24 protein-coding genes are annotated in these 24,095 nt (G+C 63.6%); 13 read left to right on the top strand and 11 right to left on the bottom strand.

Annotation, left to right across the window (positions count from 1 at the left end; genetic code table 11):
• Positions 1-9: 9 nt before the first annotated feature.
• The 4 genes from AC3WVS_RS07220 to AC3WVS_RS07205 all read right to left on the bottom strand — a co-directional run bounded on the left by AC3WVS_RS07220 (position 10) and on the right by AC3WVS_RS07205 (position 3,706).
• Positions 10-975, bottom strand: coding sequence for a Bug family tripartite tricarboxylate transporter substrate binding protein (locus AC3WVS_RS07220; RefSeq protein WP_492318008.1), 966 nt, complete (start codon positions 973-975; stop codon positions 10-12).
• 92 nt (positions 976-1,067) lie between these two features.
• Positions 1,068-2,003, bottom strand: coding sequence for a hydroxyacid dehydrogenase (locus AC3WVS_RS07215; protein WP_492318007.1), 936 nt, complete (start codon positions 2,001-2,003; stop codon positions 1,068-1,070).
• The gene (locus AC3WVS_RS07210; RefSeq protein ID WP_010812580.1) at positions 2,000-2,683 is read right to left on the bottom strand and encodes an RraA family protein; all 684 of its coding nucleotides are present in this window, start codon (positions 2,681-2,683) and stop codon (positions 2,000-2,002) included. Before AC3WVS_RS07210 ends, AC3WVS_RS07215 begins: the two co-directional genes overlap by 4 nt.
• Positions 2,684-2,725: 42 nt before the next feature.
• Positions 2,726-3,706: a Bug family tripartite tricarboxylate transporter substrate binding protein gene (locus AC3WVS_RS07205; RefSeq protein WP_492318006.1), complete on the bottom strand. Its 981-nt coding sequence runs from the start codon at positions 3,704-3,706 to the stop codon at positions 2,726-2,728.
• A 97-nt stretch (positions 3,707-3,803) separates the two neighbouring features.
• On the opposite strand from AC3WVS_RS07205, the gene AC3WVS_RS07200 reads away from it, so the two are divergent.
• The gene (locus AC3WVS_RS07200) at positions 3,804-4,574 is read left to right on the top strand and encodes an IclR family transcriptional regulator (RefSeq protein ID WP_492318005.1); all 771 of its coding nucleotides are present in this window, start codon (positions 3,804-3,806) and stop codon (positions 4,572-4,574) included.
• Positions 4,575-4,931: 357 nt separating this feature from the next.
• Here the strand turns inward: AC3WVS_RS07200 and AC3WVS_RS07195 are convergent, their stop codons facing one another.
• Together AC3WVS_RS07195 and AC3WVS_RS07190 are read right to left on the bottom strand one after the other, a co-directional pair.
• A complete protein-coding gene (locus AC3WVS_RS07195; protein WP_492318004.1) occupies positions 4,932-5,573 on the bottom strand; it encodes a TetR/AcrR family transcriptional regulator in 642 nt (213 codons plus the stop codon).
• A gap of 21 nt (positions 5,574-5,594) precedes the next feature.
• On the bottom strand, positions 5,595-6,728 hold the full coding sequence (locus AC3WVS_RS07190; protein ID WP_492318003.1) for a CaiB/BaiF CoA transferase family protein: 1,134 nt from the start codon (positions 6,726-6,728) through the stop codon (positions 5,595-5,597).
• A 112-nt stretch (positions 6,729-6,840) separates the two neighbouring features.
• On the opposite strand from AC3WVS_RS07190, the gene AC3WVS_RS07185 reads away from it, so the two are divergent.
• The 8 genes from AC3WVS_RS07185 to AC3WVS_RS07150 all read left to right on the top strand — a co-directional run bounded on the left by AC3WVS_RS07185 (position 6,841) and on the right by AC3WVS_RS07150 (position 14,743).
• Positions 6,841-7,251 carry a Zn-ribbon domain-containing OB-fold protein gene (locus tag AC3WVS_RS07185; protein ID WP_492318002.1) on the top strand — a complete coding sequence of 137 codons (411 nt, stop codon included), beginning with the start codon at positions 6,841-6,843 and terminating at the stop codon, positions 7,249-7,251.
• Positions 7,248-8,393, top strand: a complete 1,146-nt coding sequence (locus tag AC3WVS_RS07180) for a thiolase family protein (protein WP_492318001.1) — start codon at positions 7,248-7,250, stop codon at positions 8,391-8,393. The genes AC3WVS_RS07185 and AC3WVS_RS07180 overlap by 4 nt, the downstream gene beginning before the upstream one ends.
• Before the next feature lie 29 nt (positions 8,394-8,422).
• Complete coding sequence (locus tag AC3WVS_RS07175; protein ID WP_492318000.1) at positions 8,423-9,568, top strand: acyl-CoA dehydrogenase family protein; 1,146 nt, start codon at positions 8,423-8,425, stop codon at positions 9,566-9,568.
• 15 nt (positions 9,569-9,583) lie between these two features.
• Complete coding sequence (locus tag AC3WVS_RS07170) at positions 9,584-11,119, top strand: class I adenylate-forming enzyme family protein (protein ID WP_492317999.1); 1,536 nt, start codon at positions 9,584-9,586, stop codon at positions 11,117-11,119.
• Positions 11,116-11,913, top strand: coding sequence for an SDR family NAD(P)-dependent oxidoreductase (locus tag AC3WVS_RS07165; protein WP_492317998.1), 798 nt, complete (start codon positions 11,116-11,118; stop codon positions 11,911-11,913). The genes AC3WVS_RS07170 and AC3WVS_RS07165 overlap by 4 nt, the downstream gene beginning before the upstream one ends.
• Before the next feature lie 10 nt (positions 11,914-11,923).
• Positions 11,924-12,694 (top strand): crotonase/enoyl-CoA hydratase family protein, encoded by a 771-nt coding sequence (locus AC3WVS_RS07160; RefSeq protein WP_492317997.1) that lies wholly within the window; start codon positions 11,924-11,926, stop codon positions 12,692-12,694.
• A 33-nt stretch (positions 12,695-12,727) separates the two neighbouring features.
• A complete protein-coding gene (locus tag AC3WVS_RS07155; protein WP_492317996.1) occupies positions 12,728-13,696 on the top strand; it encodes a Bug family tripartite tricarboxylate transporter substrate binding protein in 969 nt (322 codons plus the stop codon).
• Positions 13,697-13,771: 75 nt separating this feature from the next.
• Entirely contained in the window at positions 13,772-14,743 is a 972-nt protein-coding gene (locus AC3WVS_RS07150) for an NAD(P)H-dependent flavin oxidoreductase (protein ID WP_492317995.1), read from the top strand.
• 109 nt (positions 14,744-14,852) lie between these two features.
• On the opposite strand, the gene AC3WVS_RS07145 is transcribed toward AC3WVS_RS07150, so the two are convergent.
• From AC3WVS_RS07145 to AC3WVS_RS07135, 3 genes are all read right to left on the bottom strand, one after another.
• Positions 14,853-15,674 (bottom strand): ABC transporter permease, encoded by an 822-nt coding sequence (locus tag AC3WVS_RS07145; protein ID WP_492317994.1) that lies wholly within the window; start codon positions 15,672-15,674, stop codon positions 14,853-14,855.
• A gap of 1 nt (position 15,675) precedes the next feature.
• Positions 15,676-16,524 carry an ABC transporter permease gene (locus AC3WVS_RS07140; protein WP_026163914.1) on the bottom strand — a complete coding sequence of 283 codons (849 nt, stop codon included), beginning with the start codon at positions 16,522-16,524 and terminating at the stop codon, positions 15,676-15,678.
• Between the two features lie 93 nt (positions 16,525-16,617).
• Positions 16,618-17,643, bottom strand: a complete 1,026-nt coding sequence (locus AC3WVS_RS07135) for an ABC transporter substrate-binding protein (RefSeq protein WP_354681836.1) — start codon at positions 17,641-17,643, stop codon at positions 16,618-16,620.
• A gap of 390 nt (positions 17,644-18,033) precedes the next feature.
• Between AC3WVS_RS07135 and AC3WVS_RS07130 the strand changes: the two genes are divergently transcribed.
• The 4 genes from AC3WVS_RS07130 (at position 18,034) to argE (ending at position 21,444) form a co-directional block, all read left to right on the top strand.
• On the top strand, positions 18,034-18,447 hold the full coding sequence (locus AC3WVS_RS07130; RefSeq protein WP_010812548.1) for a RidA family protein: 414 nt from the start codon (positions 18,034-18,036) through the stop codon (positions 18,445-18,447).
• A gap of 6 nt (positions 18,448-18,453) precedes the next feature.
• Positions 18,454-19,125 (top strand): DUF1028 domain-containing protein, encoded by a 672-nt coding sequence (locus tag AC3WVS_RS07125; RefSeq protein WP_492317993.1) that lies wholly within the window; start codon positions 18,454-18,456, stop codon positions 19,123-19,125.
• Between the two features lie 109 nt (positions 19,126-19,234).
• On the top strand, positions 19,235-20,209 hold the full coding sequence (locus AC3WVS_RS07120) for a LysR family transcriptional regulator (protein ID WP_354681834.1): 975 nt from the start codon (positions 19,235-19,237) through the stop codon (positions 20,207-20,209).
• 59 nt (positions 20,210-20,268) lie between these two features.
• The gene (argE, locus tag AC3WVS_RS07115) at positions 20,269-21,444 is read left to right on the top strand and encodes an acetylornithine deacetylase (protein WP_492317992.1); all 1,176 of its coding nucleotides are present in this window, start codon (positions 20,269-20,271) and stop codon (positions 21,442-21,444) included.
• Positions 21,445-21,490: 46 nt separating this feature from the next.
• Here argE and AC3WVS_RS07110 read toward each other — a convergent pair whose 3' ends face one another.
• Together AC3WVS_RS07110 and AC3WVS_RS07105 are read right to left on the bottom strand one after the other, a co-directional pair.
• Positions 21,491-22,636 carry an alpha-hydroxy acid oxidase gene (locus AC3WVS_RS07110; protein ID WP_492317991.1) on the bottom strand — a complete coding sequence of 382 codons (1,146 nt, stop codon included), beginning with the start codon at positions 22,634-22,636 and terminating at the stop codon, positions 21,491-21,493.
• Between the two features lie 108 nt (positions 22,637-22,744).
• On the bottom strand, positions 22,745-23,998 hold the full coding sequence (locus AC3WVS_RS07105; protein WP_427309073.1) for a flavin-containing monooxygenase: 1,254 nt from the start codon (positions 23,996-23,998) through the stop codon (positions 22,745-22,747).
• Positions 23,999-24,095: the final 97 nt, after the last annotated feature.

Genomic DNA, 24,095 nt, shown 5'->3' with positions numbered 1-24,095 from the left:
CGCTCCTGGTTATTGCTTCTCAATATGCGCCTTTTGCGCAACCGTTGCCCATTGCGCGGTTTCGCGCTGGATCAGCTGCGCGAACGCGGGGCTGTCCAGGTTGCCCGGCTGCGACCCCATCTGCGCAAGGAAGGTCTTCATGTCGGGCGCCTGGAGCGCCTTCTGGATTTCCGTTTGCAGGCGCGTAATGACATCGTTCGGCGTGCCCTTCGGCGCGGCAAGGCCTGACCAGTTGAATAGGCTGAAGCTGGGTACACCAGCCTCAGCGAATGTAGGGACGCTCGGGAACACATCCACCCTGGTCTTGCCACTGATGCCCAGCAGGCGCATCTGATTACCCTTGACCGGCGCCAGCGCGGTCGGGGTCGACACGACCAGCAGATCCACGCTACCGGACAGCAGCCCGACCATGGCCTCGCCAGCCCCCTTGTACGGCACATGCATCAGCTTGATACCTGCGGCCTGTTGGAACGCCTCGGCAGAAAAATGCGGCGAACTACCGGGGCCGCCGGTGCCAAATGTCACCTCTCCGGGATGCGCCTTGGCATAGCTGACCAGCGAAGCCAGGTCCTTGAAGCGCGAATCGGCCTTGACGCCAAGCACCACCGGCGAAAATGCGAACGGCGCGATAGGGACCAGAGCGGTCTGATGGTCCCAGTTCAGCTTCTTGAAGACATAGGGGAGGGTAGTGTAGGAGTTGTCGTTCGCCAGAAGCGTGTAGCCATCGGCGGGTGCGTTCACGACCTGGGACGTGCCGATCGTGCCGGACGCGCCCGGCTTGTTCTCCACGACGAAGCTCTGCCCCGTCTGCACGGAGAGCTTCTGCGCAACCTTGCGCGTCACGACGTCGACGGCGCCGCCGGGAGGGTTCGGCACGATGATGCGGACCGGTTTGTCCGGGTACGCCGCCACAGCGGACAGGCTGACAAGCAGCGTCGTTGCTGCCACCAGGCAGCCAATGGTTCGATAAAACACCTTTGTCTCCTTGTGCTGCGGGCGAGACCTGACTGTCCGTCGGCTCCTCCCGCGACACTTCTGTTCTAGTTGATGATGCAGCCGTGCGTCGGTCAGGCCGGCGTAGCCACGCCTTGCAGCACCGCCAGGACGTTCTTTGCCGCCCCAACGCCCATGTTCACGTACGCCGCGTTGCTGACGCCGCCGATGTGCGGCGACAGGATCAGGTTGGGAATGTCGCGGAACGGATGCGGCACGGGCATCGGTTCCACGGCAAAGCTGTCCAGTCCAGCCGCATACAGTTTGCCGCTCTGCAGCGCTTCGGCCAATGCAGGCTCGTCGATGAGTCCGCCTCGCGCCGTATTGACCAGGATCGCGCCGTCCTTGAACGTCTCCAGCGTTTCGCGGTTCAACATGCCACGGTTCTCTTCCGTCAACGGGCAGTGCAGCGACACCACGTCCGATTCCCTGAACAACCGAGGCAGGTCGACAAGCGTTACGCCTTCCGGGACTGTCGCCGCATAAGGATCGAAAGCGGTGACATGCATGCCCATCGCCAAACCAACCACGGCGGCGCGGCGGCCGATCTCTCCGAGCCCCACGATACCGAGCGTGCAACCGTTCAGTTCGACGGCCTTGTAAGTCGCCTTGTCCCAATGACCCTGGCGCATGCGATCGTTGAGATGTGGAACCGCTTTGGCGCACGCAAGGATCAGCGCCCACGCATGTTCAGCCACGGCGGCGGCATTGGCCCCGGCCGCGGCGGCCACCTTGATGCCGCGCGCCTGCGCAGCGGCTTTATCGATGGTGTCAGTTCCGGTGCCGTGTTTCGAAATCACTTTCAAGGCTGGTGCTGCGTCCATGACTTCAGCGGTCAAGCTGCCGTAGCGCACGATAATGCCGACCGGGTTGTGCTCCTTTGCCAGGGCTGCAATATCGGCGGTCTGGGGCGTTTTCCCCGCGAATACGATTTCATAGTCGCCCAGCAGCGCGAGGGCTTCCGGCGCGAGGTCGGCACCCGTGACGATAATGACTTGCTTGTTCGTCACAGTGCTTCTCCCTGCTTCAGGACGCCCGCCGTCACCAGCGATGCCAGCAGCCAGGGCGCGGTGGTATTGCCTTCCCTGATCTGGGCGATGCGCTTGGCTTCCGCCTCTTCCTTCTTTGCCGCCGCATCGAGCAAGGCTTCGATCTTCTCGCGCTCCACCACGACCAGGCCATCGGCGTCGCCGCAGATGTAGTCGCCAGGGTTCACCGTGACGCCACCAACAGAAATGGGGTGTCCAATGCGCCCGCCAACTTCCTTGGTGGGGCCGTTAGGGTTCGTACCCACCGAAAAGACCGGGAACTGCATTTCGTCGAGCTCGAGGCTGTCGCGGACCGCGCCGTCGATGACGACACCGGCAAGGCCGCGCTGGCGAGCGGCATGCATCATGATCGTTCCCATCAGCGCAGAGGTCTGGTCCCCTTTGCCGTCGACGACCAGAACATCGCCCGGCTGCGCCAGCGCCAGTGCTGCGTGGATCATCAGATTGTCACCGGGGCGAACCTCGACAGTGAAGGCGGGCCCGGCGACTTTCATGGTCGGGCGCAAGGCCCTGATCCGGCCATGCAAAGCGCCGCGGCGTCCGCCGACATCGGAGAGGATCGCCGGTTGGAACCTGGCAGCGCGCGCCACGATCTCGGCGGGCACGCGCTCAAACGATTTGATGATGTTGGGCAAGGTCATGATGGACTCCGGCAATATGAAATGGACAGGTAGATAAGGGCGTCAATCCAGCTTCGTGCCGGAGGTCTTGATGACCGATGCCCAGCGTCCGATGTCCTGCTTGATCAGCGCGCTGAACGCCTCAGGCGTGCCGGCCAGCACCGATGCGCCTTGTTCATTCAGCTTCTTGGCGAGCTCCGGGGATTTGAGCGCCTTGTTGAACTCGGTATTGAGGCGCACCACGATCTCCTTCGGTGTCGCGGCAGGCGCGACGAAGCCGAACCAGGTCGCGGTATCAAAGCCGGGATAGCCCAGCTCGGCGACTGTCGGCACCTGGGGCAGGTCTGGCAAACGCTTCGGCGACGTCACCGCGAGCGGCCGCAGCCTGTTGTTCTTGATATGCCCGAGCAACGTTGGCACGGATGCCATGTAGAGATCGACCTGGCCGCCCATCAGGTCGTTGACCGCCTGCGCTGCGCCCTTGTACGGCACATGGGTGAACTTCACCTTCGCGGTACCCTGAAGCAGCTCGCCGCCTAGGTGCGCCACCGTGCCGTTGCCCGGCGACGCGAAATTGATCGCTCCGGGCTTTGCCTTGGCAGCCTGAAGCGCGTCCTTCATCGTCTTGTAGGGCGAGTTGGCATGCGTCACCAGGACGAGCGGCGCGGAGGCGACCAGACTGATAGGCGCCAGATCCTTCAATGGGTCATACGGCAGCCGTTCATACAGCGAGGGATTGATTGCAAGGTTGCTGGTCTGCCCCATGACGATGGTGTAGCCATCGGCCGGCGCCTTGGCTGCCGCGTCCACCCCGAGGTTGCCACCGGACCCTGGCTTGTTCTCCACCACAAAGACCCAGCCGGTCGACTTGGCCACCGTATTGGTGACTTCTCGCGCGATGATGTCCGTGCCGCCGCCGGCGGGAAAAGGCACGATGACCCGGATGGGCTTGGTGGGGTACTGCGGCGCGGCCTGGGTAGTGGCGGACGCCAGAACCAGACCTGCGGCAAGCACGAATATGCAGCGACGGGAAATTGCCTTCATGACTGTCTCCGAATCTCGGTTTCGTTGTGAATCGGATTGTGGTCGACCGTTTCACGGCATACAATGCCGTTTCATACCGTGCACCTCGTTTCATTCTATGAATGCGAATAGTGATCCAAAGGGCGCCTCAAAAGGCGACGATGGCGCCGGGGGCGTCATAGCGGTCACCCGCGCCCTGCGCGTGCTCGAGGCGTTCGGGGTAAACGACCCCCAGCTCTCACTTGCCGAACTGAGCCGGCGGACCGGCATCCACAAGACCACCGTGCTGCGGCTGGCGCGCACGCTGGCGGCGGACAACTACCTGGTGCAGAAGGAAGACGGCAGCTGGCGGCTCGGCCGCGCAGCAGGGTGGCTGGGCGCGTGCTATCAGGCAACCTTCAACGTTCAGGAAGTGGTGGAGCCAGTCCTGCGGGAGCTGACGATCAAGACCGGCGAAAGCGCTTCGTTCTACGTCCGGGAGGGACAACAGCGAACCTGCCTGGTCCGGGTCGAAGGACCGCAGGCCATCCGGCATCACGTCAGGATCGGGGCGGCCCTGCCGCTGGACAGCGGCTCGCCAGGCCGCGTCATTCTGGCGTTCTCGGGAGAGCCGGGCGAGCTTTATGAAATGATCCGCCGCCGTGGATTTCATCTGTCGCTCGGCGAGCGCGAGGCCGAAGTCTCCAGCGTGTCGGCACCGGTTTTCGGATTGCACTGGCGGCTGCTAGGCTCCATGTGCATTTCGGGACCGACCGCCCGGCTAGGCGAAGAGCGTTTGCTGGAGCTGGCGCAGACAGTCGTCGATGCCGCAAACAAACTTTCGTATGCCATGGCGGGAAGCCAACGGCCTGCGATGCCAATTGAAAGGCCGTCGACCTGGCACCCTTGATACTGCAGATGTGGGGCAAAGAGAGCCGATGGCAATCGTAGATGACCTCTGTCAGTCGCGAGCCGGTGGTCGCTTTTCGACCCTACACTGTCGTTGCGCGTGTCATCACCATGGACCGGAATTGGCCGGCAAGCGGTCATTCTGCGAAATGCACCCTCGATACTTCCACTCCGCCTATGGGGCGCGGCGATAAGGCACGATTACGCGCCATGGCAGGCATCGTAACCCCGCGAACCCTATCGGATTTTCCGGGCGAAGGAGCGTCTGATCGGCTACGCCCATTGAGGGAATATGATTATCCCTGAGAGCGCACGGTTGGATTTGCACTGATGGGCCGCTGAAACCGCCAGGTGAACATCAAGCGGAAACCACCATGCGATCAACCATCGCCTCGCACAGGTGCATCAGCTTTTGCGTATCCAGAGTCTTGGTCTTCGCGGTAGCGTTGATGGAAAAGACCTGTGCGATGCCACGCATGCTGGCGACGATGAAAGTGGCCAGGCTGTCCAGGTCGGACTCGATGAAGCGGGTGCCCCGGGACTGTTCTGCCTCCAGGCACTCGCGCACGAAGGCGATCGTGGCATCGTTCATGCTCGCGACGTCTGCGGCGAACTCCTGATCCTGAAAGATGGCTTCCGACAACAGCGCCGAGAACACCTGGGTGTTGGAGTCCGGCTTGCTGAGGCTGCCGAAGTGCGCGCGTATGAAGCTGCGCAGGCGCTCGAGGCCGACCGTGTGCCCTTCCGCCTGCTGGAAACGCTTGGCGAAATCGGTGCGCAACTCGGTCAGCACGGCCAGTTGCAGGGCCTGCTTGTTGCCGTACAGGTGAACGACGAGACCTTTGCTGACGCCCGCGGTCTCGGCCACCTCGGCAATCGTCATACCGCCTACACCCTTGGCGCGCATGACCGTCATGGCGGCATTGATCAAGGCCAGCTCCGACGTGGCGCGCCGCTCCTCCTGGGTGCGACGGGTTCGTCGGGCGGTATGGGGTGTCATGGCAGTCATAGTTAAGCAAATTCAGGCGTTTTGTGAACGGAGCAGATTCTCCAGATTATCGGGCGTGAGAGCCAGAGTGCTCAGGATTTCGCGCGTGTGGGTGCCGACGGGCGCGATGTCCCGCATCTCCGGCGGCGTGGCCGAGAACCGCGGCGCGGGGGCGGCCTGCAGCACGCCGCCACGCGTGACATAGCTCTGCCGCGCTGCCATGTGGGGGTGGCAGGCGGCCTCGTGCGGCGCCAGCACGGGCGCCCAGCAGGCGTCACTGCCACCCAGGCAAGCCTCCCATTCGGCGCGTGTACGCGAGCGCATGAGTGCGGCCATGGCTTGCCTGAGTTCGGGCCACAGGCCGGGGTCGTTCTGGCCGCGGACAAAGCGCGCGTCGCCGTCCAGCCCCAGGCGCGCGAGCAACTCGGCATAGAACTTGGGTTCGAGCGGCGCAAAGTTGATCCAGCCGCCATCCTGGCACTGGTAGCTTTGCGCCGCCCAGTGCGAACTGTCAAAAGCCTGCGTGCCGCGTTCGAAGCCGCCGCCGCGCCGCTGGATGGCGCCCAGCATCAGGTTCAGCATGTGGGCCGCGCCATCGACGATGGCGGCATCGACGACCTGCCCTTGCCCCGTGCTGCGCGCATGCTGCAGCGCGGCCAGCAGCCCTACCGCCAGATACAGCGCGCCGCCGGCCACATCGCCGAGTACGGTGGACGGCGCCATCGGCGGTTCACCGGCCGGCCCGGCAAACCACAGGGCGCCGCTGAGGGCGGTGTAGTTGCTGTCATGGCCGGCGCGCGGCGCCCACGGCCCTTGCTGGCCCCAGCCTGTCATGCGGCCGTACACCAGAGCAGGCCGCCGCTGCAGGCACACCTCCGGCCCCAGGCCCAGGCGCTCCATCACACCCGGGCGCATGCCTTCGATCAGCAGGTCGGCGCCCTCGCACAGGCGCAGCACGGCCTCCACGGCGGCAGGGTCCTTGAGGTTCAGCACCACCGATTGCTTGCCGCGGCTGGTGATGGCATGAGGCCGTTCCGGCGCGGCCAGGCGCTCCGGCGGCTCGACGGCAATGACGGTCGCCCCCAGGTCCGCCAGCAGCATGCCGCAGAACGGACCGGGTCCGATGCCGCTGATTTCGATCACTTTGACGCCTGCGAGTGGGCCCAAGCTGCTGCTCCTTGTTGAGGTGGATGGGTGGAAATGCAGGACCTGCGGAAAACCCTATTTGCTAAATCATACAAACTTACCGACCATATGGTAAGTAAGTTGAGGAAAAAACATGAAGACAGACGAGACAACTTCCCGGATAGAAAAGCCCAGCCTCTGTGGTTGGGACGCCCATCAGACTCCTTTTCTCAAAGGAGTCCGCTGCACAGCGTGCAATGAAGTGGCGTTCCCACCGCAGCACTATGGCTGTGAGTGCTGCGGCAGCGCCGAACTGGCCGATATCGAACTGGCCGCGCAAGGGGGGGTGCTCGGCAGCAGCCAGGTCCACATCCATGCCCAGCCGGAGCCTGCAGTGCCATTCACGGTGGCCGAGGTCCGGCTCGACGCCGGCCCGGTGGTGCGCGCCCTGCTGGACGTGGGGCACGAGGCGGGCGACTGGCACGGCCGGCGCGTCCATGGCGTGCTGCGTCAGCGCGGGCAAGACCCCGCGGTTCTGGAATTCCGATTCGGGGTGACGGCATGAAGCGAACACTGAAGGACCTGCGGCCGGTCTACGTCGTAGGCATAGGCTGGCATCGCTACCAGGAGCCGTCGGATACGTCGTACGTGACGCTGGGCCTGACCGCCGCGCGCCAGGCGCTGGCCGACGCGGGCGTGTCCATCGCCGGCGTGGACACCGCCTATGTTGCCCGGGCGCTGCTGGGCATGGCCTGCGGGCGGCCCATCCTGCGCCACCTTGGGGCGACGGGGCTGCCTATCGCCCATGTCGAAAACGCCTCGGCGTCCGGTTCGACGGCGTTCCGCAATGCCTGCATCGAAGTGGCCAGCGGCCTTGCCGATACCGCGCTGGTGCTGGGCGTGGACAAGCGCGCGCCGGTGGTACGCGGCGAGACGCAGGCTGGCATCGAGCAACTGGCCAGCGAGTACATCGCGCCGTTCACACACTTTGCGCTGCTGGCAGACAAGTACGTGCATCGCTCCGGGGCCGACATGCGCGACATCGCGCTGGCCGCGGTGAAGAACCACAACAACGGCGCGCTCAACCCGAACGCCCAGCGCCAGAAGCCGCGCACGCTCGAGGAGGTACTGGGAGGGCGCAAGGTGTCTGGCGAGCTCACGGTGCTGCAATGCACGCCGGTCGGCGAGGGCGCGGCGGCCGTGGTGCTGATGTCCGAAGATGCAATCAAGGCGCACGGCATCGATCCCGGCCGCGCGGTGCGGGTGCTGTCGTCGGCCGCCCGGAGCCAGGCTGTTTACAAGGACGCTACAGCGTTCGACGAACTGCTCACGCAGGCCACCTGCCAGCAGGCGCTGAAGGAGGCCGGCGTAGCGCCCACGGCAGTTGATGTGGTCGAGCTGCACGACGCCTTCGCGATCGAGGAAGTGCTTTACCTCGAGGCCATGGGCCTGTGCAAGCCGGGCCAGGCCATACCGGCCTTGAAGGCGGGCGAGTTCCACATCGGCGGGAGGGTCGCAGTGAGCCCATCGGGCGGGCTCATTGCCATGGGGCATCCGATCGGTCCGACTGGCGTGGGTCAGATCGCCGAAATCACGCTGCAACTCCGCGGCGAGGCCGGGCAGCGGCAGCAGCCCCGGGCGCGCACGGGGCTGGCGCACATGGTAGGCGTGGGCGCCGTCTGCTACGCGCACGTGCTGGGCATCTGAACCGCGAATTTCAAACAGGAGACATGCACATGATCGACTACATGGTCGAATTCGACGAGGACACGCGTGCCATTGTGGACCTTACACGCAAGCTGGTGCACAAGCACCAGATGCCACTGGAGGCCAGGAAGCTGCAGGGCGGCGAAATTACCCCGCAGGATCTGCTGCCCGGTACCAGGGCCGCCAAGGAAGTGGGCCTGTGGGGCCTGACGCTGCCCGAGACGCTGGGCGGCGCCAGACTGACGGTAACGCAGCAACTGGCGGTCATCGAGGAGAACTACCAATGCCTGGTGCCCCTGCGTTTCGGCGGGCAGGTGCCGCCCTTCCTTTTCAACGCCACGGGCTTGCAGAAGGAGCGCTACCTCGATCCCTGCCTGGACGACCGGCTGCGGTACGCGTTCGCACAGACCGAGCCTTCGGGCGGGGCCGATCCCGGCAATGCGATCCAGACCAAAGCCGTTAAACGGGGCGACAAGTGGGTGATCAACGGCACCAAGGTCTTCATCTCCAGCGTCGGCCCCGCCGAGGTGATCTTCGTCGTGGCCGTGACCGATCAGGAAAAGCGCCAGCACGGCGGCATCTCCATGTTCGCGGTGGACAAGTCCAACCCTGGCCTGAACGTGTCGCGCGACATCCAGACGCTGGACGGCATGATCACCAACGAGCTGATCTTCGACAACTGCGAAGTGCCCGAGGACGCAATGATCGGCGCCAGCGGCGAAGGCTTTCGCAACGCCCAGATCATCTTGTCGCAGGCCCGCTTCGGCGTGGGCGCGCGCGCCCTGGGCATCGCCATGCGTACGCTGGAAATGATGACCGACTACGCCAAGCAGCGCGTGACCTTCGGCTCGGCCCTGTCGCAGAAGCAGGCGGTGCAGGCCATGGTCGTGGATTCGTGGATCGACATCAACCAGTGCCGCCTGATGATGTACGCCGCCGCCAGGAAGGCCGATGCCGGCCACGATACGCGCGTCGAGGCCAGCCTGATCAAGATGCAGGCTACCGAGGTGGTCGGCCGCGTGCTCGACCGTGGTGTCCAGATCTTCGGCGCGGCCGGGGTGTCGCTGGATAACCCCATTGCGCACTGGTATCGCTCGCAGCGTCCTGCCCGCATCTATGAAGGCCCGACCGAGGTGCACAAGTACCACGTGCTGGCCCGCCACCTGTTTCGCTGAAGGATGGACACCCCGATGACAACCGCACCAAACTTGCCTGAACACTGGGCGCAGGTCCAGCCCGACAGGCCCGCCGTGGTCGCCGCAGACCAGACCCTGACCTGGCGCGAGCTCAACACGCTGGCCGACAACATCGCCAACCAGCTCGCCCGGCGCGGCGTCGGCGCCGGCGACATCGTGGCGCTGCGCATGCAGACCACGTCGCAATGGGTGGCCTTGATGCTGGCGCTGTCCAAGCTCAAGGCCCGGCTGCTGGGCATCAACTGGCGCCTGGTCGCCGACGAGGTCGCCTATGTGCTGGAGAATGCCGGCGCCAGCATGCTGATCCTGGATGACGAGCAGCCGCAGGCGTTCATGGACAAGATCTCCGTGCTGCCGCCGGATGCCATGATTCCGGTGTCCACGACCGGCGCAGCAAGCCAATGGAACGTGCTGACCCAGCCCGGCGGAGCGCCGCTCGCCATGGACGAACTGTGCGAGCAGATCATCTACACCTCGGGTACCACGGGCAGGCCCAAGGGTGTGGCGCGCCATCTGCGGCCCGAGCCGGGCAATGAGCGCCTGAACCGCTACCTCGAAGCCCAGGGCGGGGCGTACAAGCGATACCAGGCGGCCGACGTGGTGCTGGTGTCCATGCCGCTGCATCACGGCTCAGGCCCTTCGCAGGTGCGCGCGGCGATGGCGCACGGCTCCATGCTGGTCCTGCAGAACCGCTTCGATGCCGCGCATTGGTTCGACCTCGCCGAGAAGCACGGCGTCACGCACTGGACTGGCGTGCCTACCATGTACAAGCGGCTCAAGAGCTACCAGGAGACCTCGGGCCGCCAGGTGCCGCGCCTCAAGAGCATGGGCATTGGCGCCGCGCCGGTACCCATGGCGATCAAGCAGTGGGTCCACGAGCAGTTCGGGCCGGTGCTGCATGAGGGCTACGGCTCCACCGAGACCGGCATGGTCGCCGGCATGAAGGCAGAAGACCACTTCCGAAAACCCGGCTCCAGCGGCCTGCCCTATGACGGCGTGGAAGTGGAGATCCGCGACGAGGAAGGCAAGCCCTGCGCTTGCGGCACCGTCGGCGAGATCTGGGTCAATACCCCGGCCGTGATCAGGAACTATCTCAACGCGCCGCCGCTGGATGAAGACACGCTCGATGCGCGCGGTTTCTTCCGCACGGGCGACATGGGCAAACTCGATGCGGACGGCTATCTCTACATCACCGACCGCGCCAAGGACATGATTATCTCGGGCGGGGTCAACATCTATCCCGCGGAAATCGAGGCGGCGTTCTACCAGCACCCCGGCTTGCTCGACATCGCGGTGGTCGGCCTGCCTGACGAAGAATTCGGCGAGAAGGTGGTGGCCTACTACGAATCCAGGAACGGCCGGCCCATTGCCGGCGATGAACTGGCCGCGCTGGGGCAAGCGCAGCTGGCATCGTACAAGCGGCCGCGTTATTTCGTGCATGTCGCCGAACTGCCGCGCAATGCCGTCGGCAAGATCCTGAAGCGCGAGCTTCGCCAACCTCATTGGAACAACCAGGAGCGCAACGTATGACTTTGAACCTGACCGACCTCAACGGAAAGATCGCGGCCGTCACCGGTGCCGGCCAGGGTGTGGGCCGCGAGGTGGCCCTGCACTTCGCCAGGAGCGGCGCCGGGGCCGTCATCGTCAACGACTTCTATGCCGAGCGGGCCCAGGCAGTGGTAGAGGAAATCAGGGCACTGGGCGCGAAGGCCGTGGCCGCCGTATGCGACGTGACCGACCAGGCGCAGGTCAAGGCTGTGTTCGCGCAGGCCACGGACGAGGCCGGCGGCAGCATCGACATCCTGGTCAATAACGCCGGCAATTCGGGCGTCAACCCCGATCCCGAAGCGCGCAAGCATTTTTGGGAAGTCGGCGAGGCAGCCTGGGACAGCTTCATCCGCGTCAATTTCTACGGTGTCATCAACTGCACGGCGGCGGTGGTGCCTGGCATGATCGAAAAGAACGCCGGCCGGATCATCACCATCATCTCCGACGCCGGCCGTGTGGGCGAACCCAACCTGGAAATCTATTCCGGCGCCAAGGCCGGGGCCGCCGGCTTCATGCGCGGCGCGGCCAGAGCGCTGGGGCGCTACAACATCACCGCCAATTGCGTCGCCATCTCCGCCACGGCAACGCCGGCGATCGCGGCGCGCCTGGAGGCCGATCCCGACAGGAAAAAGAAGATGCTTTCGAACTACGTGATCCGCCGCGTGGGGCAGCCTGAGGACGTGGCCAACATGGTGTTGTTCCTGGCATCGGGATCGAGCTCGTGGATCACGGGCCAGACCTATCCGGTCAACGGCGGGTTCTCGTTCAACCTGTGAGGAGTGCACCATGACCACCGAGCAAGCTGCAATGCTGGAGAAGAAGGACGGGGTGGCTGTCATCACCCTGAACCGGCCCGAAGTCAAGAATTGCTGCAACAACGCGATGGCGATCGCGCTGCAGGACATCATGGACGATATTGACGAGGACAAGAACTGCTTCGTTGCCGTCATCCATGGTGCCGGCGGCAATTTCTCTACCGGCGCCGACCTGAAGGAAGCGGCCAGCGGTGTCAAGCGCACCAGACTGCGCCGCGGGGGCTTCGGCTGCTTCGTGCATCCGCTGCGCAAGCCGCTGATCGCCGCCGTCGAGGGCTATGCGGTGGGTGGCGGCTTCGAGCTGTGCCTGACCTGCGACATGGTGGTGGCCGCCGCCAACGCCAAGTTCGGCCTGCCCGAGGTCCGGCACAACCTGGTCGCGGTCGGCGGCGGGCTGTTCCGCCTGCCCAAGAAGATTCCCTACAACATCGCGTTCGAGATGGCCCTGACCGGCAAGATCTACGACGCCGATTTCCTGCGGCCCTATGGCATCCTGAACCGGGTGGTCGAGCCGGGCGCGACCCTGGAAAACGCCATGGCACTGGCCCGCTCGCTGCTGGTGAACGGCCCGACGGCGCTGGCCGCGTCCAAGCGCATCATGTCCAAGGCCTTCGAATGGCAGGAACTGGAAGCCTGGGAAAACCAGATGCCGATTGCGCAGGTCGCGCTCAACTCAAAGGACCGGGTGGAAGGGCTCAACGCCTTCGCGGCCAAGCGCGCGCCGGTCTGGTCCGGCGAGTAGCGCCAGAAAGCCGGGAATAAGGAGGAGACAACTATGCAAAGACGAAGCTTTCTGCTGGGCTCCGCAGCGGCGGCCACGGCATGGGCAGCGCATTCGCCACTGCTTGCGCAGGACAAGACCCCGATCAGCATCATCATGCCGTTGGGCGGCGGCACAGGCGCCGACACCAGCACGCGTATCCTTGCCGATGTGCTGTCCCGCGAACTGCAGCGCACGGTGATCGTCGAGAACAAGCCAGGCGCCGACACCATGATCGCCACGCAATACGTGCTGAACGGACCGGCCGACGGAACGCGCGTACTGATGCTCTCGCCCAGCAACATGGTGATTGTTCCGCTGGTCAACAAGAGCCTGCGCTTCAATCCCGAAACCCAACTGCAGCCCGTCATCACCTCGGTGCGCGGCGGTGCCGCCCTGGTCGTGAAGGCGGGCAGGCACAAGTCGCTGGCCGAGTTCGTCGCCTACGCCAAAGCCAACCCGGGCAAGGCATCGCTGGCCACCTACAGCGGGCATTACTACAAGCTGCTGGCGCTGATGATCCAGCGCGACCTCGGCATCCAGCTCAACAACGTACAATACAAGGCCCCGGCGCCCGCGCTCAACGACGTGGTCGGCGGCAATGTCGACGCAATGATCATCGACGCCGGCGCCGCGCGCGAATTCTTCCGCGCCGGCAAGATCCACCTGCTGGCCTTGACGCACGAGCGCAGACCGCCAGCCTTCCAGGATGTGCCAACCTTCAGCGAGCTCGGCTATGCCGATTCGACGGCTTACGTCTGGATCGGCTACGGGGTCAAGGCCGGTACGCCACCCGAGATGGTGCAGCGCCTGTACAAGGGATTCTCGGCCGCGCTCAAGTCCAAGGAGTATCTGGCCTACGTGGAGCAATCCAGCGCCGGCTCCGAGACAGTAGATCTGGACCCCGAGAAGACCAGGCTCTATGCGCAGGAGGAGCGCAAGCGCTTTGCCCGTCTGATCGAAAAGACCGGCTATACAAACTAATGGGACTAACAGATTGACATGGCTTGGGCCACCGCATGATGTGCGGATGCCCAAGCATCTGATGGAGAGGATTGCATGAGCTTGCCTTCATCGCTGGCATCGCGCCTGCGCCTGCCGCTGATTGCCGCGCCAATGCTGCGTGTGTCCGGCCCGGACCTGGTGGCCGCCGCATGCCGCAGCGGCGTCATCGGTGCGTTTCCCACGGTCAACGCCCGCGGTGCCGAGCAGTTGGACGCCTGGCTTGCCCAGATCAAGGCCCGGTGCGCCGAGGCGCCCGGCCCGGTCGCGCCGGTCTGCCCCAACATCATCATGCGGCGCCAGGCCACGCTGGATGAGGACCTGCGGGTCCTTGTCCGCCACCGGGTGGAAATGGTCATCGCCAGCGTAGGCTCGCCCGAAGCCGTTATCCAGCCGCTGCACGATATCGGCTGCCTGGTGTTCGCCGACGTGGCATCGATCCGCCATGCCGAGAAGGCGCTGGCGGCGGGTGCCGATGGTCTGATCCTGCTCACGGCCGGGGCCGGCGGGCAGACCGGCTGGGCCAACCCCTTTGCCTTCGTACGTGCCGTACGCCGGATGTTCGACGGCCCCATCGTGCTGTCGGGCGGCATGTCCGACGGTGCCGCGCTGTGGGCGGCCCGCACGCTGGGCTGCGATCTGGGCATGATGGGCACGCGCTTCATCGCCACGCCGGAAAGCCTGGGCGCCGACCACTACAAGGCCATGCTGGTGGACAGCCGGCTCGACGACGTGTTGCTGACCCAGGCCTTCACGGGACTGGATACCAACATGCTGCGACCCTCCATCGTGGCGGCGGGGCTGGACCCGCAGACCCTGCAGGGCAAGGTGTCTCCCGAGCGTGCCCGCGAACTCTTCAGCGAGCATGGCCGGGAGGCGCACGGCCCTAAGCGCTGGGTCGACATCTGGAGCGCCGGGCACAGCGTTTCGGGGGTGGATGGGGTGCTTCCCGTGGATGAACTGGTTGATGTGCTGGCTGGGGAGTACGCACGCGCGCGAGCGGAGACGGCGCGGCTGATGCAGCATTGACGAGGGCTTCAGCTTGGCAGTATACGGACGGCATTCCAGCTTGCAGCTCCCCCGAGCTGCCGTGCTAGCGGTCCATACCGCCAGCACGGCTTTCAGCAGCGCATGCCGGTCAATGCCCTTGCTCGATATTGAGGATTTTCCCCAAGCCCAGAAAATAGTTCGCAAAGGCAAGCACGCTAGCCGTCACGGCTATATAGACGACTGACAGCGCGGCCAGCGTCGGATCGGCAAACTCCCGGACATAGTTGTACATGGAAACGGGCAGTGTCTGCGTGTCTTGCGTTGTGACGAAAAGCGATGCGGTGAATTCACTGAACGACATGATCGCTGCAAACAACCAGCCGCCAAACAGCCCCGGCGCGAGCAGCGGAATCGTAATCGTGAAAAGCACCTTCAGCGGCGACGCACCGAGGCTTGCTGCCGCCTGTTCCAGCTTTGCGTCCAGGTTTTCCATCGAAACATAGACGCTCTTCAGCACGAACGGCAGCACCAGCATCACGTGACACAGGATGACGACGTCATATGAGCGGTGTATGGAGGCCTGTGACACCAGGATGAGCAGGCCCAGCCCCAGCGTGAAGTGCGGCACCACGAGCGGAGAATGCAGGATGGCCAGCAGCGTCTGCTTGCCGGGGAATTCCAGCCGTTTGACGGCAATCGACAGGCAGGTCCCGATCACCAGCGCAATGAACGAGGACCATCCGGTGATGACGAGGCTGGCACGGAATCCATCCTGGAAATCCGGATAACTGAAGACGCGTGCAAACCATGTCAGCGAATAGGATTCAGGCGGGAAAGTGATGATCGCCTTTTCGTTGAAGGCGGCGATGGTCACCACCACCACCGGCAGCAGCACGAATGCAAGCAGGATGGCGACGAGCAGCGGGCCCGCGACACGCAGCGGCAAAGGCAGAGCGCTTTTGATTCTCATTTTAGTGGCCTCCAACGGCTTTCAGCCGCTTGGTGAACAGCCCCAGGGAAAAGAGCGCTGCGGCCGTGAGCAGCAAGCCCATCACACTCAGGCTGGCCGCCAGCGGGAAGTTCATGGAAGCAAAGCCAAGCTGGTACACCAGCGTCGAGACCGTCGGCACGCGGCCTCCGCCAATCATCTGAGGCGTCGCAAAGGCGCTGAAGGTCCAGGCGAACGCAGTTGTGATGCCAGCCAGGATACCCGGCATCGAAAGCGGAAGCGTGACCGTGAGGAAGGTCCTGACCGGGCCGGCACCCAGGCTCTGGGCGGCTTTTTCGTAGTCGCGGTCGATATGCGAAATTGCCGTGGCTAGCATCAGGACCACGACGGGAATCGTTACGTGCACCAGCGCGACCAGCACGCCCAGGTGTGTGAACATGAGTTCCAGTGGCCAGTCGATCAGGCCGAGCTTTCGCAGCGTGCCATTGATGAAGCCATTGCTGCCCAGGACGGCAATCCAGGAGTAGGTCCGGACGATTTCCCCCAGAAACAGGGGCGTGATGGACACCACGAGAATGAAGGACTTGAGCGCCCGGCTCCTGACGCGCACCAGGGCATAGGCCAGCGGGTACGCAACCAGCAGCGAAAACACGGTCGTCTCCACGCTCAGCCACAAGGTGTTGGAGAACGCGTCGAGATAAATCGACTTGGTCAGGTCGCTGAAGTTGGCGAACGTGAATCCGCCGACATCCAGGGAGCCGGGCACATACGCCCGGAAGCTGAACTGCAGGACCGCAATCAACGATACTGCGATGCACAGCGCGACAAGTACTGCCGGGGAGACCAACCAGGCTCGTGAATCGGGGCGCATTCTTAAACCTTATTCCAGATGCTCAATCGGCGAGGGAGGATCGGCGCGGTGCATTGCCGCGGCGACCCTCCCTCCATACTCTTACTGTCGGGTTCAGTTCATGACGTTTTCAGTGAACCACTTGCGCCATTCCGCAGTCTTCTCGGCGCGCAGCTTGTGGTCCACGAGGATGGCCTTGTCCCACTGCTCCTTCGTTGTGAACACGCCGGGCAGCTTGGCGTCTTCAGGCGAAACCTTGGCGTCGTCGACGACGGGGCTGGCCTTCTTCAAGGCCACGATCTTCGACTGGACTTCCGGGGACAAGGCGATGTTCATGAACTTGTAAGCCAGATCGGCCTTGGTGGAGCCCTTCGTGATGGCCATGGTATCGATGCCGAGCACCGCGCCTTCCTTGGGTGTGACCAACTTGACGGGAACGCCCTGGCTGATCATGTGATAGGCGTTGATCGACAGGATGACCTGCACGGGCGTTTCGCCGGTGGCGATCAACTGCTGCGCATTGGCGTCATTGGTATAGAACGCCTTGAAGTTGGGCTTGAGCGCCTTGAGCTTGTCCTGCCCCTTTTCCCAGCTTTGCGCATCGCCACCCGACAGCATGGCCGAAACCGCGACCACATGGCTCGGATCGAAGTCGGGCACGCCGATCTTGCCTTTCAGGGCCGGGCTCCACAGGTCGTTCCAGCTCTCGAACTTGACGCTGGGCGGCACCAGGTCGGCGCGATAACCGATGGTGTAGACATAGGCCCAGCTGCCGATGTGATACGGGCTGATCCTGGCGCGCTCGACCAGATGCTTGTAATTCGGAATCTTGCTCGTATCCAGCTTTTCAAACAGATTGCCGTTGGCGTAGAGCCAGCCGACGTGGGAAGTCGTGAAGGTAACGTCGCTCTCGGGCTTGGAGGCAAGCTTCGCCTTGTTCAGGCGGTCGATGGTGCCGCCCGTGATGTACTTGACCGGCACCCCGGTTTGCCGCGTGAATTCCTTGCCGATGCTTTCATCGATGAGGTCGCGGAAACTGCCGCCCCAGGTGCTCACCACCAAGGCTTCCTGGGCCCATGCCGCGGTACTGCCAAGCGTGGCGGAGAGCGCGCAAAGTGCCAAAAGCTTGCGAATCGTCATTTACTAACCCCCAATCGAAAAGATAAACATCTGATAGAACTGGAAATACGCTGGAACGTGCCACCGGGCAATGCAATCACAAGAAGAGATGCGTTGCTGACGCAATCACGTTGACGCAATGACTTCGAATTACGGAGCCTATGATGTGAAAGTCGTACCAGGCGGCCAAGTCGGCTTTTTCGTAGGGGTGCCTCACATTTCCCGATGGGGTTGTGGATGGTTCCGCCGTCTGGAGCAGGTTAGCGGCCGTGTGAGGTTCGGTGGTATTCGGAAATTCCTAAACGGCCGACAGGAAAATACAAATGGCGCCGCCAGCGGCTGCACATGACCATGCAGTCGGGTGCATCGCCCCCAATCTCCCGCCACCTGCCGAATCGATCCGAATCGACCATGAAGCATACCCGCATCCGCACCTTCAACACCAAAGTCACCTACCCGGAACAGAACCTGGACAACGACCTTTGCCAGGCCGTTGTCGCGCGCGGCCGTACCGTTTTTCTGCGAGGGCAGATCGGCCAGAACCTCGACACCTCGGAGAGCGTGTGCATCGGGGACGTCGCCGGACAGGCGGAGCAGGCCATGGCCAATATCGCGATGCTGCTCAAGGAAGCCGGCGGCGAGCTCGAGGACATCTGCAAGATCACGATCTACATCATCGACCCGCGCTACCGCGAGGCGGTCTATCGCGTCGTGGGCCGCTGGCTGAAGGGTGTCTTCCCGGTCTCGACCGGCATCGTCGTATCGGCTCTGGCCCGCCCCGAGTGGCTGGTAGAGATCGACGCCACCGCTGTCATCCCCGACTGAGCTGCCATGACCTTCTCCATCATTGCACGGTGCCCCGCCACCGGCCAGTTCGGCGCCGCCGTGGCGTCCTCGTCACCGGCGGTTGCCTCGCGCTGCATCCGCGGCCGCAAAGGGGTCGGCGCCGCCGCGAGCCAGAACATTACCGACCCGGATCTGGGGCCCCTCGCGCTGGACCTGATGGCCAGCGGCCTGACGCCGGAACGCGCCCTCGCGGAGTTGCAGAAGCGCCCCCATATCGAGTATCGCCAGCTCATGGCCATCGACGCGCACAACCCGCCAGTGGTATTCACCGGTGCCAAGGCGCTGGGCACCCTGGCAAGCGTGGTCGGCAGCCATGCCGCATGCGCGGGCAACATGCTGGCGACGCGTGACGTGCCCCAGGCCATGCTGTCGGCCTTCGAGCAGACCGAAGGCGCGCTCGCGGAACGGCTGATGCAGGCCATGCTCGCCGGCCAGGCCGCCGGCGGCGAGGAGGGTCCGGTGCACTCGGCAGGCCTGCTGGTGTACGATGCCCAAAACTGGCCTGTCGTGGATCTGCGCCTGGACTGGGTAGAAAACGATCCGGTCGAGGCCCTCCATGCCGCCTGGGAGGTTTATGCGCCGCAGCTGAAGGACTATGTCAAGCGGGCGCTCGATCCCCGTGCGGCGCCCAGCTTTGGCGTTCCCGGAAACCTGTGACCAGTCCGACGCATCGAATGAAGCGTGACAGCGCCGGCCAGGCAGCCGGCACTCGAAAGGGCAAACCTTCTCCAGTACACTGGACCGTTCCCCTTTTCCTGATCTCGACATGCTCAATCGCATTTCCCTGCGCCAGATGGAGTATTTCGTCGCAACGGCGAAGCATGGCAGCATCGCCGCTGCGTCGACGCAAATCCATATCTCCTCTCCCTCGATCTCCGCAGCGATCGCCCATATCGAGGCCGAACTGGGCGTGCAGCTGTTCGTGCGCCATTCTTCCAAGGGCATTGGCCTGACCACCATCGGCAAGCTGGTCCTGCATCACTGCGAAGACATGCTCGGACGGTCGTCCCGACTCTATGAAATCGCCTCCGATTCGAGCGACGTCATCCAGGGCACCTTGCGGGTGGGAAGCTTCCAGTCGCTCACGGCAATGATTGCGCCCGAGGTTATCTTCGGCTTTTCGCGCGCCTTCAATAAGATCGAGCTGCAGATGGTCGAAGGCGATCAGGAAGTCTTGATGAACAAGCTCCATGCGCTTGAGATCGACGTGGCGATCACCTACGACCTGCACCTTGAGGACGACATCCAGTTCGAGAGCCTGGCGACAATGCCGCCCTATGTGCTGGTGAGCGAGGTCCATCCGCTGGCGCAGCAGAAAGTCGTCTCCTTCGAAGAGCTGGCGCCCGAACCCTACGTCCTGCTCGATATGCCGATGAGCCGGGACTATTTCACCTCCCTGTTTGAAAAGGCCGGCGTGACGCCGAACATCGCGGCGCGTTCGCAGTCCACGGAAGTGGTCCGGTCCATGGTCGCCAACGGCATTGGCTACGCACTCTTCAATGTGCGCCCCAAATCCGATCAGTCGCTCGATGGAAAGCGCATGGTGCGGGTCCGCCTTGCCGGTACCCATCGGCCCATGCTGCTCGGCCTGGCGACTTACAAGCCGATGAAACAGTCAAGATTGACGAGAATCTTCATGGAACGCTGCCGCGCTTATATCTCCGACCAATACATCCCCGGAATGAGCGCTCCAAGTTTCTTCGATCCCCATATCGCAGCGCCGCTGAAATCGGCGTCCTGAAGCGCCAGCCGCATCGGCCATGCCGTGTTTTGGCAATGCCCCCTCAAGAAGGGCCAGAGATGGAAAATCAAGCCTCCTCAGCAAGCGTCGCTCTCCTGGAAACGCTCATTTCTTTCGCATCGGTTTCCCTGACGCCAAACATCGCGCTCATCAACACGGTCCAGGACATCCTGGCGGAAGCCGGCATCGAATCGATGCTCGCGCCCGACCCGCAAGACCCCAGCCGCTCCAATCTGTTTGCGACGGTCGGTCCGGTGGGCGTTCCGGGCGTCCTGCTCTCCGGTCATACCGATGTGGTGCCGGTGGAAGGCCAGCCCTGGACTTCACCCCCTTTTGAGGCAACGCACCGGGATGGCCGCATCTACGGACGCGGCACAGCCGACATGAAAGGCTTCGTGGCCTGCGCCGTCACCGCCATGGTGGCAGCCGCCCGGCGGCGGCTCCAGCGCCCCTTGCAGCTGGCGCTGTCCTTCGACGAGGAAATCGGCTGCGTTGGCGTGCGCCACCTGCTGCGCCGCCTGGAGAACAGCCTCCCCGCACCCTACCTGTGCATTGTCGGCGAGCCGACCCTGATGCGGATCGGCACCGGTCACAAGGGCAAGGCTGCCTACCGGGCAGTCTGCTGCGGCCAGGCCGGCCACTCAGGCCTGGCGCCCAGGTTCTTCAACGCCATCCACATGGCCAGCGACCTCGTCGCATCCCTGCGGGACGTGCAGCGTGAACTGGCGCAAAGCGGCCCGCGCGAGGAGGGCTACGGCGTGCCCTACAGCACGGTCCACGCCGGCGTCATCCACGGCGGCCGCGCCTTGAACATCGTGCCCAGCGAATGCGAAGTCAGCTTCGAGATTCGCAACGTCTCGGAAGATAAACCTGAGGAGATCCTGAAGCGCGTCCTGGAACGCCTGGCCGAGCGCGTCAAAAATGAGGCGCTGGATCCTGCGGCGCCCTTGCCACACATCCAGATGACGAACAGCTATCCCAGCCTGAACACGCGCGAGGATTCGCCTGCTGTCGGCCTGCTTGCCTCGCTGCTCCCCGCGGGCACCCCATGCGCCAGGGTGGACTATGGCAGCGAGGGGGGATTGTTCCAGCAGAGCTGGAACGAAACGCCAGTGCTGATCTGCGGGCCCGGGAGCATTGAAGTCGCACACAAGGCCGACGAGTATGTGGAGCTGGCGCAGATCGAAGCCTGCGACCGCATGCTGGCCGGCCTCGTCGAATTTCTCTGTCAATAAGTCCTGGCATCCTGGCCAGCTTCGGCCCGGACGCCTCAGGACGCTATCAAAATGAAGTCAGCAGGATGCTCCGGTCGACCGACTGGATATCCGTCTTGCCGCAAAACGCCATGGAGAGATCAAGCTCGTTCTGAATGATGTTCAAGGCCGTGGTCACGCCTTGCTCGCCGAGGGCGCCCAGGCCATACATCATGGCGCGACCGATATACGTGCCACGCGCCCCGAGCGCGATAGCCTTGAGCACATCCTGGCCCGAGCGGATGCCGCCATCCATATGGACTTCCACCCGATCCCCGACGGCTTCCACGATGCGCGGCAATGTGGAGATCGATGACGCGGCGCCGTCCAGCTGGCGCCCGCCATGGTTCGACACAATGATGGCATCGGCGCCGCTTGCCACCGCCAGCCGCGCATCCTCGGGGTCCTGGATGCCCTTGACGATCAGCTTCCCATCCCATCGCTTCTTGATCCATTCAACATCCTGCCAGGACAGACGCGGATCGAACTGCTCCTGAGTCCACTCCACCAGCGACCCGATATTGTCGACGCCCCTGGCATGCCCGACGATATTGCCGAACTGACGGTGTCTGGTACCCAGCATGCCCATGCACCAGCGCGGCTTGCTCGCCATGTTCACAAGGTTGCGCAGGGTCGGCTTGGGCGGCGTGGACAGACCGTTCTTCTTGTCCTTGTGCCGCTGGCCGAAGACCTGCAGGTCCATCGTGACCACGAGCGCCGAACAATTGGCATTCCTGGCACGGTCGATCAGGCTTTCGACAAAGGTCCGGTCGCGCAGCACATACAACTGGAACCAGAACGGATGGCGTCCGGTCGCTTCCGCCACCGCCTCGATCGGGCAGATGCTCATGGTGGACAAGGTGAACGGGATGCCGTGCCGCTTCGCCGCGCGCGCGGCCAGGATTTCTCCATCGGCGTGCTGCATGCCGGTCAACCCGGTGGGCGCGATCGCCACCGGCATGCTGACCGGCTGGCCCACCATGGTGCTGGCGGTGCTGCGCTCGGTAATGTCAACCGCCACGCGCTGGCGGAATTCGATACGCTGAAAATCCGCCTCGTTGGCACGGTAGGTATATTCGGTCCACGATCCGCCGTCGACATAGTCATAGAACATGCGCGGCACGCGCTTTCTCGCCAGCCTGCGCAGGTCTTCAATGCACGTCATCTCGGCCATGGGAACTCCCTTGAGAAAAACAAAAAGCTGCCGGATCACCCGATCCGGCAGCTCGTGCGTGCAACCTCGTTACCAATGACAGGTCACCGTGCAGCCTCAAGAACAAGCTCAAGACCGCTCATACGTCATGTAGCCGTTCTGGAGCACGATATGGTCAGCGATGTATTTCGCATCGTGCCAGACGCCATAGATGAAGGACGACGCCCGGTTGACCAGATTCGGCAGGCCCAGGAAATAGATGCCGCTTTCCGCGGAGATGCCGCGCTTGTGGAACGGATCTCCCTTCTCGTCGAAGGCATTCTTCACGTTCAGCCAGTTGAAATCAAACTTGAAACCGGTCGCCCAGAGAATCGTGGTGATGCCGGCGTCAGCGAGGTCGAGGCTGAGGATCGGGTGCTTGAGGCACTCCGGGTCCGGCAGCAGCTCCCAGGCGTCAGGTTCCGGCGGAAACGGCAGGCCATTCTCTTCGATATAGGCATCCGCTTCGCGCAGCACGTCGAAGTAGGCGCGGTCGCCCTCGGCGATGTTCTCGGGCAGGCCTGGCTCGAACGTCATGACGCCATCCTTGTAGGATTGGGTCAGGCCGACCAGGTTGATGCCCGCGTGCGCCAGGCGCCGGAAATCGACGGTCTTGCCGCCTTCATAGCCGCTCACGGCGAAAGCGACGTGCGCCTTCTTGGGCCGGATCCTCACTTCATCCCACAGCCCGAGGGCGCCCAGCCACCAGCAGTAGTCCCGGCCACGGTACGCGCGCGGCGGACGGTAATGCTCGCCGACCGAGAGATAAACCGTCTTGCCGGCCTGGCGCAGCTCTTCGGCGATCTGTGAGCCGGAAGCGCCCGCGCCCACCACGAGCACCCCGCCTTCCGCCAACTGGCCCGGATTCTTGTAGGCCGAGGAATGCAGCTGCCGGATTTTTTCGCTCTCGGGCACGATCTTCGGATAGGCCGGCGTCTGGAACGGGCCGGTTGCGGCAACGACGTTGTCTGCGTCGATGATGCCGTCGGATGTCGTCACCCTGAAGCCGGGACGTCCTTGATGCCGTTCCACCCGCCTGACTTCCACGCCGGTACGGACCGGCGCCTTCAGCATGGCGGCATAGCTCTCGAAATACTGGGCCATGCGCTCTTTCGACGGAAAGGTCTCCGGCGAAATGCCCTCGAATTTCATCCCGGGAAAACGGTCATGCCAGGCCGGTCCATTCGCGACCAGAGAATCCCAACGTTCCGAGCGCCAGCGTTCTGCGATTCGGCTGCGTTCCAGCACGACATGCTGCACACCCATGTGCGCGAGATGCTCGCTCATCGCGATGCCCGCCTGGCCAGCACCGACCACCACGGTGTTGATTTTTTCCACTGACATTTGAATTTCCTAAGAATGATCGCCCCGGTCAGTCGCCCCGGCACGGAAGCTTCGACGGCAAGGCGTACTGGCGCCCTGGAGACATCGCTCATCGACG

The organism is Cupriavidus sp. CPT47-8839-RL05A, from assembly GCF_058792255.1.
This window is presented reverse-complemented; position numbering and strand designations above follow the sequence as displayed.